Raw genomic sequence first — 13,775 nt, 5'->3', positions numbered from 1 at the left:
TCAGTATTCCCGCTCGAAGAAGATGCCGGTCTTCGATTCTCCGTCGGCACCGATTTCGCCGCGTAGTTTCAGGTTTTTAGAGACATCGATATCGACGGTAACCCGGCTCGAGGCACCCGACGTGCCCTGAGTGAAGCCGAGATAGATATTGTCGTTGATATATTTTCCGACCGCGACAGACGGACCGTCCTTGCCGCCGTCGGTGACGTCGATGGTGTCGAGTCCCAGGCTCTCCCGCAGCTTGCCGAGCGGACCGCCGCCCCGACCGCCAGTGAGCGTGGCGACCGAGGCGGCCAGCTGCGCGATCTGCCCCGGCGACAGATTAGAGATGCTCTGGTCGAACAGCAGGTTCGCCAGGATTTCGTCCTGCGGCAGGGAGGGGGAGGAGGACAGCGTCACTTCCGGCGCCTCGGCCTCGCCCCGGACGGCGATGACGACGCTTGCCTGCGACGTGGTCGTCGTCGCCTCGAAATCGATGCGCGGCATCAGCGAACCGGTAAAGGTGACGACGCCCTTCGAGAAGTCCAGCGTGCGGCTCAATATCCGCATCCGGCCGCGGATCAGGTTGAAGCCGCCGATCGCCTGGGGGTCGTTCGTCGTGCCGACGAGACGCAGCGTGCCGCCAAGTTCCGCATCGAGACCGCGGCCGCGCACGAAGATCTTGCCGGGAGCACTGACGGTCACGTCGAGTGCGATCGGCGCGGTGCCGCCGCCGCCCGCGCCGTCGCCCTCGTCGCGGCGCAGTGCTGCGACCTGCCGGGCGACCCTGGGCGGTGCATTGACGTGGCGAACCGCAACGGGGCTGATCGCGCCCGGCAGCCTTTCGGGAATGTTGATATCTGCCCGTTCGATCGATACGGAGCCCGCGAGCCTTGCGCCGCGCGCGGGATCGGCCAGCGGGCCGGTAAGATCGAGCGCCGCGTTCAGCACGGCCGATATCGTGCTCCCGTCCATGTAGTGGCCGTCGTCCAGGGTGACGCTGATCGCGGCCGGCATGCCGCCGGTCAGGCCGACTGTGCCGCTGGCGGCGAGCGTCCCGCCGCCGGCGAGGCGGGCGCGGATCTGTCGAAGCTCGATGCCGTCGTTGGTGATGGCGATGTTGCCGGTGAAATCGGTGACCGTCAGGCCGGACGACAGGACCGTGACCTGCAGGCCTTCGGGTGTAACGGTGCCGGAGAACCTGAGCCCGGTGAGCGGGCCGTTGACCCTGGCGTCCACGATTGCCGCGCCGCTGCCCGACAGCCCCGACAGGGTGAGCTTCTCGCGCGCGATCTCGGCCGGAACGCGGCCCTTGACGGTCATGTCCACGCTGATGGGAGAGCCGAGGTTCGCCGTGCCGGCGGCGGTGAGCTGCATTCCGCCGGGACCGCTGACGACAGTCGTCTGATCGACCGTCTTGCCTTTCAACGTTCCCTTCGAACTGACGGAAAGCGGCGGAATGCCGTTGGATCGCAGGGGCGCTGCCGATACGCTTGCAAGCTCGATCTGCCAGTCGGCGGCGGGGTTTGAGGCGGCGCCGGTTGCCCGCGCCCGGCCCGATGCCGTGCCGGAAAGATCGAGATTGCCGGCAAAGGGATTGGCGATCGCCAGCGGTACGGCATTGACGGTGGCGTTGAGGTCCAGCGTCTCGCCGGCAGTGCCGGAGACTGCGACCGTGCCGCTGCCAAGCTGCAGAGAAAAGGCCTCGAAGGTTGCGCTGCCCCCGCTGACGCGTATGCGGGCCGGCTCGGCGAGGCCGGTCTTCAGCCCCTGCCAGGTGCCGTCCAGCGCATCGAGGGAAATGTCGATCCGGTCCGCGCCCGAGACGATCGCGCCGGCGGCCGAAATGCCGTCCTTGCCGGCCGATCCGGCAAGCCGTGCGTCGAGCGTGATATCCGTACGCGGCCCTTGGTTCTTCGCGGTCAGGGCAAGGGTCTCGACCGTGGTCCCGCCGCTCGCGATGTCTTTCGCCGAAACCGCCCCCTCGGCGCGAAGCTCGCCCAGCGGATCGAAAACCGTTGCCTGCACCCTGGCCGATCCGATCGTGACGCCCTTGGCGGCTATCGCCTCGCCGTCGACGTCGCTGCGGATGACGGGAATGCCGTTTTCCGGCGCGATCGATACCGTGCCCTTCAGCGAGCCGGAAATCTCCGTCAGGAGAAGAGGGCCGATATCGGCAAGGTCCGGAGCATCGATCTTCAGGTTGCCGGTCAGCCCCGCGGGCAACGCGGTGATGTCCTGCGCCAGCAGGTTGCCGTCGATGCGATTGGCACCGACGGCAAGCGACAGGGCATCGGCGGTGAACCCGTCGCCTTCCGACTTGAGCTTCACGCTGCCAACAAGCGGCTTGCCGTCCATCGTGCCCGCAAGTTCGACATCGGCGGAAGGGGCGGAACGGTCCGCCACGAGATCGGCACTGACCTCCAGGTCCTTCAGCGCCTTCCCCTCAAGTTCCAGTTCGTCGGATGTGATATCGGCCTTGATGGCAAGTGCGTTGATGGCGCCGGAAAGCGAGGCGGTGGCGGAAATGCTCCCTTTCACCCGTGGATCGAGGCGCGACAGCGCGCCAAGGGTGAGGTCGGCCATGCCGTCCAGAGTCTCGAAATCCGTGTTGCCGTTTGCGGTAAGCGACAGGTCTGTTCCGGTCACCCCGAGCCGCTCGATCGCGACGCCGCTCGCGGGTGCGTAGGAGCCGGCGGCGCTGAGCCGGGTCGTGCCCGCCAGCAGCCGGTCCGCCTGTGCGACGCCGGTCTTCAGGGCGGAAGCGGAGAGATCGGCCGAGCCGGACACGGACAACGCTTTCGGGTCGCCTGAGAGCGAGAACGTGCCTTCGACGGCGCCGCCGAGCGGCTGCCGCGCGATTTGCGCAAAGCGGGATAGATCGGGCAGGCTGACGGCGCCGTTCGCGGTCACTGCATCGGGCGTCAGCCTGGCCTGCGAAAGTGTGAGCCGTTCGCGCGCCAGCGAGAGGGTTGTCTGCCCAAGTTCGACAAGCATTTCCGAACTGTCGAGCCTGCCCGTCGTCGTCAGGTCGAGATTGCCGTCGAGCGGCTGCAGCGGCTCGAGCCGCGTGGCGATGTCGGTGGCCCTCAACGCCAGGTCGAAGGGGCTTTTCACGTCGGCCCCGTCAAGGCTTGCGCCCTTGCCCGAGGCCTGCAGCGTCAGGGCTGCGAGCGAGGCTTCCGCGGTGCCCGGGTTTCGCGCATCGAGGTCGAGCGTCCAGTCGGCCGCTTCCAGGGTGCCGGAAAGCGTAGCCTTCAGCGTGGTGTCGCCGATGGTGACGCGGCGGTCGGCAAGGTCGAGCGCGATCAGCGCATTGTCGCCGGCCGACAATTTCAGATCGACATCTGCCGATACGCGGCCGCTCGGCAGATCGCCTTCGCCTTCGGCATCAAGGTCGAGTGTGGCGGTCGACAGGGAAAGCTTCCCCGATTTCGGCGCGAAGGCCTGATCGAGATCGGCAAGCAAGGACAGGGAGGTGCGGCCTGCAAGGAACGCCTCCATCAGCGGAGGGGCGAGCGGGCTCAATTCGCCGTCGAGGCTGGCGGCCAGACGATAACCATCCGCCTCGCTGGCAAGCCTTGCATCGCCCGACACCGTCTGGCGGCCGTCAAGCGACAGTGCGAGCTGCGCGGCCCAGTTGTCGAGCGGGCCGTCTCCGGTGAGCTTGAAATCGATTGCCGGCAGGTCCTCGATCTCAAGAAGCCTCGCCGCGAGGCCGCCGCGCGGCTCTTCGAGGGCAAGGTCGAATGCGAGCCGTCCCTCCTGAGGCAGGAAGCGCCCCTCCGCGGAGAGACTTCCAGCCTCGCCGTCGGTGCGAGTGACGGCAAGGGAGCCATCGATGGCCGCAGGCTTCTTCGTCATCGCAAACGAACCGGATGCAGTGAGCTGCAAGGGCGCACCGACGACTGGCGTTTGCAGGATGATGTCGCGAATGGCGAGTTCGCCAACCTCCAGTGGAATCAGCGTGATGCCGCCGCTTTCTGAAGCTTCGCTTTCGACCTCGTTCGGGGCAGGTTGCGGGCGACGCTTGACGTCGAGTGTTTCGAGCCGGACAGCCTTGATCCTGACCATGCGGTTGAGGAGGGCTGCCGGCTCCCAGTCCACGGACAGGTTGTCAGCTTCCAGCCAGACGCCGCCGGCGTCGCTGAGCGCCAGGGCTCCAACCGACGCATTGAGATCCCAGCCGATCCGCACATCCCGAACCGTGATGCCCGCCGATGGCGTGGAGCCGAAATGATTGATTGCTGCGGCAAGAAGGTTGCGGCCCGGGTCGGTCTGCAGGGAGGCGAACAGGGCCAGCGCAAGCGTGGCGATGCCGAGCAGCGCAATGCTTGTTCCCTTCAGGAGGCGACGCAGGATTCGCATAGATGCCGTTCGTGTTTCTGGAACGAGGGTTGGCGATCAGAAGGCCTGGCTCAGGCCGATATAGACCGCAAAGCTGGGATCATCCTTGTCGGGCGAAAGCGGTACGGCGACATCGACGCGCAAGGGTCCGACGGGGGTAAAATAGCGCACGCCGGCGCCAAGGCCCACCTTCAGGGGCTCGGAAAAGTCCGGATACATGGCGTCGAAAGCGTTGCCGGCATCGGCAAAGGCGGCGAGGCCAATGGTTTCGGTAACCCTTACCCGCACCTCGCCGGAGACCAGGACGAAGCTGCGGCCGCCCGTGACTTCGCCGTTCAGCCGCGGCCCCACGTTTCGATAGGCATAGCCGCGTATGGTGCCGCCACCGCCGAGAAAATAGCGGCGCGAAGCCGGTATGTCTTCCAGCGAAGGGCCGAGGATGCTGCCGGTGGCGGCTCTGCCCGCCAGCACGAAGCGACTGGCGTCGTCCAGCGCGGCATAGGTGGAAACGTCGCCCTGCAGGAAGACCATCGCCTGCGAATTGCGGATGTCGTAGGCCGGCTCGCCGAAGAGGATCGCATTGACGCCCCTGGTCGGGTTCAGCTTGTCGTCGCGATTGTCAAAATGCAGGTCCGCCGGGATTCCGACCAGGAAATAGTCGTGGTCGCCGAAGACGTCCTGCTCGTCGGCGAAGAAGGCCTCCGCGCCGACACGGCCGGTCAGCGTCTCGCTGAATTCGTGCACGAGGAAAGCGTCCGCCGTGATGCTGCGGCTGCGGTAGGCGTCGGGATGTTCCTGCTTGGCGCCGAGGCTGGTGGTGAATTTCGTCATCGGGCCGAAAGCGCCGGGCTTCTCGAAGGCGATACGGGCGGCGTATTCGAGCTCGGTCAGGGATTCCTCGCCGAGGCGACCGACGGACCCTTCGATGCTCAGCGTTTCTCCCTTGCCGAAGAGGTTGCGCCGCCGCCAGTAGCTCTCGACGCCAAAGCCTTCGGAGCTTGACCAGTTTGCGCCCACTCCAATGACATTTCGCTTCCGTTCAAGCACCTGAATGGTGATCGGCAGCATCCCGTCCGGCGTCAGCGTGTCGCCTTCCACCAGGCGTACGCTGGAGAAGATGCCCAGATCGTTCAGCCGCTTTTCCGCCGTGCGGAGGGCTTCCGGGTCGTAGCGCCGGCCGGTCGGGATGATGGAATAGGTGCGCACGAATTCCGGATCCGTGCGTTCCGTGCCCTCGACGGAAACCGTGCCGAAGGCCGCTTCCCTGCCGGGGTCGGCCCTCAGCGTCACGTCGATCTTGCGCGTCTTGTGATCCGCAACAATTTCGCGCTCGTCGATACGCGCAAGCGGATAACCGAGCGCCCGAAGCGCGCTCACGACCTCTTTCTCGGCGGCGAGGATCTTGCCGGAGCCCGCGGTCTCCCCCGGTTTCAGGTTATATCGCGAAGCATCCGACACATTGCCTGGCAAGGGCTTCCCGTCAGACGAGACGATGCGGATGTCACCGAAAGAAAAGACCGGCCCGGCCGCGACGGCAATCGTCACGGGGACGGGGCGGGTGTCTGGAATGTCACCGCTTTCCAGTGCCTGCTGCAATGGTACGCCGCCCAGACGAATGTCCACGGTACCGCCGTAGTAGCCATCCAGATAGAGCCTCCCGACAAGGCGCTCGAAGTCGGTGATGGCACGGGCGATCAGGCCGGCCTCGCCCGATGGCGGCTGATCCTGATTCGACACAAGCTCGGAAGCCGACTGCAATCCTTCCTCAAGTTCGCTGCCGTCGCCGGTTACCGTCATCGTCGCGGTATAGGGCAGGGGGTCCGGAACCGAGACGGACGGCTCCTCTTTCTTTTCGCCAAATAGCGTGAAGCCGAAAATCTCGAACGAATACGCCTTCTCGACCTGGAAAACCGAGGTGCCGAGAAGGGCGCATACAAAAGCAACCGCAGGGGGCGGCACGATCCAGCCTTTGCTCTTGGCGACTCGGTTACTCGGCACTATCGGTTTCGCGTCTTTCAAGTCTCGTTCACGGGCAAGGCGCGATGCCCGGGAGCCAAGGTTTACCGGTCTTTGGCGCAAGGCCGCAAGGCGTGGAACTTCCCGTGCCTGACCACGCCCGGCGCATGCGCCAAGTTCCCAACAAATCCTATCATGTTTTCAGCATCCTATGAGCATGGAAACGCGGCGTTAATTCCGCCCGGCAGAATCGGTGTGGCCCGATTGTCGATATTACGTATCGTAAGTTGACGCCGGCGCCGAGAAATGCGGGTGAAGTTCCCTTCTACGCAGTCGATTCCATGACGTCACGTTTGCGCGGGTTTGGGTGAGCCATCGATGATGGAAGACGCGCAATGCGCTGTTTTCACTAAATTTTTATGTTGATCGTATTTCGTCGGGTCGCGCAGGCGATGCGTGTGACCCGCGGGTCACGCCGACAGATGAACATTCGCAACGAAGCCATAGCAGCTTTGACAATGCAATCTATGGTGATAACAGAAGCGTCCGGGTTGGAGACTGTTTGAATTGCCGAACCGAACGATATTTGCTCCGTTATTGGCACTATTGCTGGCTGGTTGCGCCGCCCTGCCCGGGCAGGGGCCGTCCGCCATATCCATTACTGCCGACGAGATTGAGTCGGGCACCACGGAGGCGAACTATGCCACCGTGACGCTGGACAGGAATTCTGCGCGTTCCATCCAAAGCTACCGGCCGGTCACGTTCGCACAGAGATTCGGCGAGATCGGCAGTCGGGGCAGGAACAGCGTGCTGGGCGTCGGCGACGGCCTGGTCATCGGCATCTGGGAAGCGGCGCCGGACGGGTTGTTCTCGACGGCAACCGGCAAATCGGTGCAGGTGCCGACGGTCATCGATCAGAGCGGGTTCATATTCATCCCCTATGCGGGCCGGATACACGCGGACGGCCTGACCGTCGAAGGCCTAAGGACCGCCATCGAGGACAAGCTCAAGGGCAAGGCGATCGAACCTCAGGTCTCCGTTACCGTCCAGAACAATGCCAGCAACAGTGTTGTCGTGGTCGGCGATGTGGCGAAGCCCGGGCAGTACCCGCTGTCGATTCGCGGCTCGCGACTCCTGGAGCTCGTTGCGCAGGCGGGCGGCGCGCGGGAAGCGGTCTATGAAACGGTGGTTACGCTGAAGCGCGGCCATCGTTCGGGTACGGCCCGGTTCGAGGATCTCATCGATTATCCCGAAAACAATATTCCGCTGGTTTCCGGCGACAACATTCTCCTGTCGCACAAGCCGCGCACCTATTCCGCCTTCGGTGCCGTTGGGCAAACGACTCTGGTGCCCTTCAAGACGCAGACGGTGACGCTGGCCGAAGCGCTTGCCCAGGTCGGCGGGCTCAAGGATTTCTTCGCCGATGCCGGCGGCGTCTTCCTATTCCGCTACGAAGATGCGGCGCTCGTGCGGCTGCTGCGACCGGATCTGGCGAGCAGTGTCTCGGGCGAAACCTTTCCGGTGGTCTACAGGCTGAATTTCCGCGAGCCGCAAGCCTTCTTCACCGCGCGGGCGATGGAGATGCGGGACAAGGACGTCATCTACGTGGCGAACCACCCGACGGCCGAATTCGGCAAGTTCCTGCAGCTGATCGGGCCATTGCTGTCGAATGTGAACACGGTCAACGCAATTTCAAACTAGGACGGTTCTTCGGATTCGGCAATTCCGCCGACCTGACGAGGGACCAGGCGAAGAAAGACAAGCAGCGGTGTCGGATTTCCGGACTGTCCTCTTCCTGCAGGGACCACCCGGCTACTTCTTTCGCACGGTCGCCGACGAAGTCGAAGCGCAGGGGCATCGCGCCCTGCGCATCAATTTCGGCCCGGCCGACTGGTTCTTCTGGCACGACGCACGGTGCACGCAATATCGCGGCCGCCTGAAGGACTGGCCCGTATTCCTGGAGCGCTTCGTTCGGGAAAATGCGGTTACGGATATACTCTATTATCAGGATCGCCTGCCGTACCACGCGGCTGCGAGGGACCTGTCGCAGCGGATGAATGTGCAGGCCATCGCCTGCGAGTTCGGGTATCTCAGACCCGACTGGATCACCCTGGAACGGGGTGGAATGTCCGCGCTCTCCCACTTTCCGGAAGATCCGGCTTCCATTATCGAGGCGGCGCGGAACCTCCCGCCGATCGACCGCAGACCTCTCTACAACCACCCCTTCCATCTCGAAGCGTTTTACGAAGTCGTCTTCAATCTTATCAATGTGTTTTTCTGGTTCCTGTTTCCGTTTTTCTCGCAGGACAAATACTACCACCCGATCCCCGAATACCTCTGGATGATCCCGCGGCTTTTCCTGTCGCGACATCGAAACAGGCACGCGAACTATCTGATCGACGATGTGGTGGATGCGGGCTTGCCCTATTTCGTCTTCCCGCTTCAGCTGCAGAGCGACTACCAGCTGCGTTACAACGCGCCATTCGATCATCTGCTGGAAGCGGCGGAAGTGGCGATGACCTCATTTGCCCGCCACGCGCCCCGCCAGGCGCGGCTGGTCTTCAAGGTCCATCCGCTCGATCAGGGGATCGAGCCCTGGCGCAGCCGGCTCAGGGCACTTGCCCGCAAATACGGTCTGAAGCGCCGGGTCTATGTGATCGACGGCGGAAATCTCGACACACTGCTGAGAAACGCCGCCGGCATGCTGACGGTCAACAGCACGACGGCGCTGCATGCGGCGCGGGTGGGATGCCCGACAAAGGTCCTGGGAATCGCGGTCTACGATATCGAGGGCATCGCCTCGCAGCGTCCGCTGGACGAATTCTGGCGCGCGCCTCCCAAGCCCGATCCGGATCTGGTAATCGCACTGGAGCGGCTCATGGCGACCGGGATCCAGGTCAAGGGCAACTTCTACGTTCGCGAAGGGCAGCGGGTCGCAGCCCGTGAAATCGTGTCCCGGATCATCGGCGATCGGGTCAATTGCCCACAGGTCCTCAGAGGCTTGCAGCCGCGCGTCGCCAAGGCCAGGGCGCATGGCCTGCCGGTGGACTTCGACGAGATCCTTGCAAGCGGCCAGCGCACGAATCGCTGGTATCATGCCGCCGGCGACCGGTTTTCCCGATAGCTGGCGGGAGAGAGCCGTGCCCCCCGAAACCTCGCGCCGCTTTCTGTTTCTGCAGGGGCCGCTGTCGCCGCTCTACCGGAGGCTGGGCCGGCGCCTTGCCGAAGAAGGGCACGAGGTCGCGCGCGTCAATTTCTGCCTGGGCGATTGGATCCATTGGCATGGGCGCGGCACAAGATCCTATCGCGGTCGCCCTGAGGACTGGGCGCGCAACGTCGGCGACCTCCTCGATCGCCTCCGGATTACGGATCTCGTCGTTCATGGCGACCGCCGGTTCTATCACCGCGTCGCCATCGAAGCGGCGGCCATGCGCGGCGTGCGTGTCATTGCGACCGAACTCGGATACCTGCGTCCCGGCTGGATGACGATCGAACGGGGCGGTTACTCGGTCCTCAGCCATTTTCCCGACGATCCGGCAGCCATCCGGCGCATTGCGTCCGACGTCGGCGAAATCGACCTTTCCCCGCGCTACCCCGGAAGTTTCGTGCTGGAAGCGTGGCAAGACGTTTCCTATCATCTGGCGAGCCTGCTTGGCCGGCCGGCCTATCCGTTCTACAGGCGCCATACGCCGCTGCATCCTCTCCTCGACTATGGCGCATGGGCGCTGCGGCTTGCGACGAGATCCGCCCGCGCAAGGGGTGCCGCTAAGGCCCAGCAGCGTTTGCTCTCCGCCGACGCGCCGTTTTTTCTGGTGCCGTTGCAGATTGAAGGCGATTACCAGCTGACTGCGCATTCGCCTTTCAACACGATGGCGGCCGCGCTCGAGGTGGTGCTGCGTTCCTTCGCTGCCCACGCGCCGAACGAGGCGCTTCTGGTCGTGAAGTCGCATCCCAACGACAACGGTCTCGGCCGTTGGCGGCGGCGGTTGGACGAGATGGCGCTGAAGCAAAGGATAGCCGGACGGGTCGTGTTTGTGGATGGAGGCTCGCTGAAAGACCTGGCGCGGACAGCGAAGGGGCTGGTCACCGTCAACTCCACTGCAGGCCTGGATGCGCTGATGGAGGATTGTCCGGTCAAGACGCTTTCTCCGGCGCTCTACGACATGCCGGGACTGACCCATCAAGGTAGCCTCGACGACTTCTGGAAGGCATCAAAGAAACCGGATGCCGCTCTGCTTCTCGATTTCCGCAAGGCGGTGGCCGCAACCTTGCTGGCGCGGGGCTCCATCCATAACGCCGATGGTCTGGAGGCCGCGGTCGAGGCCATGAGTTCCCGTATGCTTCGCGGGGATCTCAACGAGCCGGGCGGCTATGTGGACCCGCCGCCGCGGCTGGCTCGGGCACGTGCGATCGGAGTGCCGCTATGACCCTTCGGGTAAGGATCGCCGATCCGGCGCTCAAGCCTTATCGCCGACTGATCAAAAGGTTGGCCGCCAGTACTCGTTGCTCCGGCTTGAAGGGAATGTCGCAACGGCGTGCGCTGGCCGTGACCCTGGCGCCGCAGCCGTTCAAACAGGCGAAGGAAGCTTGCCTTGCGGGAAAGCGGCGCCTTTTCCTTGCCGCGCCGGGCCCGCTCTCGGGCAAGGTCGACAAGGCCTTCGTCGATCCGGCAAGCTTTCTCTTTATCGAAATCCCGCGAGAAATATTGATGCGGACGGCGGTGCCGGCCGAAGCGTTGCGCGAAGCCATTGCCTTCATGGCCGCGGGGGAGGAGGGCGTCCCGGACCGCGATCAAATGACGGCATTGATCCGTTCGATCGATCCCGGATTGCGTGATGCGGACGGTGATCCGCATAGAACATCGGCCGGTCCCGCATTCTTGCTCGAGGCCGTGGGGACGAATGCAATCCGGTTCCCGAGCCCCTACAGGCGACGCGAAGTCCTGCCGCCGGCAGATGCGCTGCAAGCGCTGGAAGCGGCGGCCCGACAGCGGCGGGAAAACGTCAGGCCGTCGTTTTGTGTCGGTGTGAAAGCCTGGAACCGCACAGCAATCGAGGCCGCGTTCGGCAGTTCCGATCACCCCGTGACCTTCTGCGCCAGCGTCGAGGACGCAATCGACCGGGCGGCCGGCCGCGGCGGGCGCGTGCTGTGCTGGGCTGGCGCCTCCAGCCGGTCGGCGGAGGCGATCGCAGCGGCGAGGCAGGTCCCCTTCCTTCGCATCGAAGACGGTTTTCTTCGTTCGGTGGGGCTGGGCGCGGGATTGGTGCGGGGCGCCTCCTTCGCCGTCGACGACCTGGGCATCTATTTTGACGCGACGCGCCCGAGCCGCATGGAGGAGCGCCTGAACAATGCGTCACTGGGGGAAGGAGAGATCGCTCGCGGCGCCCTGCTTCGAGAGATGATCGTTGCCGGCCGCGTGACCAAATACAATGTCGGATCGCGCGGACATTCGCTGGAACTGCCGCAGGAGCGGGAGATCCTCCTGGTTCCCGGGCAGGTGGGCGACGACGCCGGGATCCGCAAGTCCATCTCCCCGCTCATAGATTGCGAGCGAACCGAGAATGCGAACCTCGATCTGTTGCGGCTCGTGCGTGCGCGAAATCCCGGGGCCCATATTCTCTTCAAGCCGCATCCCGACGTGCAGGCGGGATTGCGGCGGGGAAAGGTCGAGGATGCGGACCTGCGCGGTCTCGCCGATCAGGTCGTGACCGATATTGATATCCTGGAACTGCTGGACGTCTGCGACAGGGTGGAAACGATCTCGTCGCTTTCCGGTTTCGAGGCTCTCATGCGGTCGAAACCGGTCACCGTCTACGGCATGCCGTTCTATGCCGGCTGGGGCTTGACCGACGACATCGGCTTGTCAGCTCACCGCAATGCCAGGCGAACGATCGACGAACTCGTCTATATCGCCTTCGTCGACTACATCCGCTGCATAGACCCCGTCACGCTGAAGCCCTGCTCTCCCGAATTCCTGATCGGGCAGCTTGCCCGGTTGCGGGGCAACCGCCTGCATGGCCTGAAGGCACGTGCGCTGCGCGAACTCTCTTGGCTCGGGCGCAAGCTCGGCCTGTGACCGGCCGATCACGATTTCAGGACCTGGCGGAAATGCTCGCGAATGGCGAAGCGGACGTTTTGACAGCCGCCAATTCCTCGGCAACGATCTCTACCGTCCGTTCGATCTGCTCCAGCGAGTGCTCGCTCGTGACGAAGAACCGCAGCCGCGCGGAGCGTTCGGCGACGGCGGGAAAAATGATGGGCAGGGCGTTGATGCCGCGCTCCAGGAGTCGATTGGAGAGCGAAACCGCACCGATGGAACTGCCGACCATCACCGGCACGATCGCAAGCCCCGCGCTCGGTCCCGTATCGAGACCGGCTTCCCGGGCCTTCTCCAGGAAATGGCGGCCGTTGCGATGCAGGCGCTCCACGCGTTCGGGCTCGTCGTTGAGCAGCTTGCAGGAAGCAAGGGTCGCTGCGGCAAGCGCCGGCGACAGCCCGACGGAGAAGACGAAACCGGGAGCGCTGAGACGGAGATAGTCGCAAAGGGCTTTCGACCCGGCAATGTAACCGCCGCAGGCCGAAAAGGTCTTCGATAGCGTACCCATCCACATCTCGACGCAACGAGGGTCAATGCCGAAATGCTCGGCAATGCCGTGGCCGGTATTGCCCATCACACCGATGGAATGCGCCTCGTCGACGAGCAGCCATGCATCGAAAGACTGCTTCAGGCGGATCAGCGCCGGAAGATCCGGATAATCGCCGTCCATCGAATAAAGTCCTTCAACGATGATCAGGACGCGATCGTGTTTGTGGCGGTGCTCCTCGAGCAGCCTTTCCAAGGCCTCCAGGTCGTTGTGCGGAAAGTTCAGCCGTGTCGCGCCCGACAGCTTGCAGCCTTCCGCAATCGAGTTGTGAACGAGGCTGTCGGTCAGGACCAGATCGGACGGCTTCATCAGGTGGCCGATCGTCGTGACGTTGGTCGCATGCCCGCTGACCATCACGATCGCGTCCTCGACGCCATGAACAGCAGCCAGCGCGGATTCCACCTCTGCGTGGAACGGGCGCTGGCCGGCGACAAGCCGGCTTGCCGAGACGCTTGTGCCATAACGCTCGATAGCGTCTTTCGCGGCTTTGTTGACAGCCGGATGGCCGTTCAGTCCGAGATAGTTGTAGGAGGCGTAATTGTCGTAGTCGCGCCCTCCGATCGTCGTCGTGGCGGACGCCAGCGCGTCATGGGCGCGAAAGAACGGGTTTTCGATCCCCATCACTTCCGCCGCCGCGCGTTGCACGGCGAATTGGTGGACTTCCGGCAGGGAAGAGAAGTCGAACGCGCTGACCTTGCCCGCGGTCCGGGGCTTCGCCGGCGCCGGCGAATCCTCGTGGGCGGCGCCATTTGAGGAACGATCCCGCGATCGCCGCCGGCTGCCACGCATTTCGCCCAACAACCTAGCGCGCGTACTATCGTCCATTCCGCCTGCTCCCGCGTGATCCAT

The 13,775-nt window shown here is 64.1% G+C and carries 7 protein-coding genes; 4 read left to right on the top strand and 3 right to left on the bottom strand.

What is annotated here, in order from left to right:
• The gene (locus H2509_RS01595; RefSeq protein ID WP_182161628.1) at positions 1-4,347 is read right to left on the bottom strand and encodes a translocation/assembly module TamB domain-containing protein; all 4,347 of its coding nucleotides are present in this window, start codon (positions 4,345-4,347) and stop codon (positions 1-3) included.
• A gap of 36 nt (positions 4,348-4,383) precedes the next feature.
• Entirely contained in the window at positions 4,384-6,324 is a 1,941-nt protein-coding gene (locus H2509_RS01590) for an autotransporter assembly complex protein TamA (protein ID WP_209001738.1), read from the bottom strand.
• 525 nt (positions 6,325-6,849) lie between these two features.
• On the opposite strand from H2509_RS01590, the gene H2509_RS01585 reads away from it, so the two are divergent.
• The 4 genes from H2509_RS01585 (at position 6,850) to H2509_RS01570 (ending at position 12,358) form a co-directional block, all read left to right on the top strand.
• Complete coding sequence (locus H2509_RS01585; RefSeq protein ID WP_213085635.1) at positions 6,850-7,983, top strand: polysaccharide biosynthesis/export family protein; 1,134 nt, start codon at positions 6,850-6,852, stop codon at positions 7,981-7,983.
• 67 nt (positions 7,984-8,050) lie between these two features.
• On the top strand, positions 8,051-9,406 hold the full coding sequence (locus tag H2509_RS01580) for a capsule biosynthesis protein (RefSeq protein ID WP_182161627.1): 1,356 nt from the start codon (positions 8,051-8,053) through the stop codon (positions 9,404-9,406).
• Between the two features lie 16 nt (positions 9,407-9,422).
• Entirely contained in the window at positions 9,423-10,709 is a 1,287-nt protein-coding gene (locus H2509_RS01575; protein WP_209001737.1) for a capsule biosynthesis protein, read from the top strand.
• Positions 10,710-10,804: 95 nt separating this feature from the next.
• Entirely contained in the window at positions 10,805-12,358 is a 1,554-nt protein-coding gene (locus H2509_RS01570; protein ID WP_182161624.1) for a capsular polysaccharide export protein, LipB/KpsS family, read from the top strand.
• 16 nt (positions 12,359-12,374) lie between these two features.
• Here H2509_RS01570 and H2509_RS01565 read toward each other — a convergent pair whose 3' ends face one another.
• Positions 12,375-13,751 (bottom strand): aminotransferase class I/II-fold pyridoxal phosphate-dependent enzyme, encoded by a 1,377-nt coding sequence (locus H2509_RS01565; protein ID WP_235974592.1) that lies wholly within the window; start codon positions 13,749-13,751, stop codon positions 12,375-12,377.
• Between the last annotated feature and the right edge of the window lie 24 nt (positions 13,752-13,775).

Source organism: Stappia albiluteola (assembly GCF_014050225.1).
GTDB classification, from domain to species: Bacteria; Pseudomonadota; Alphaproteobacteria; order Rhizobiales; family Stappiaceae; genus Hongsoonwoonella; species Hongsoonwoonella albiluteola.
Note: the sequence above shows the minus strand (reverse complement) of the source record. Positions and strands in the feature narration are given on the sequence as shown.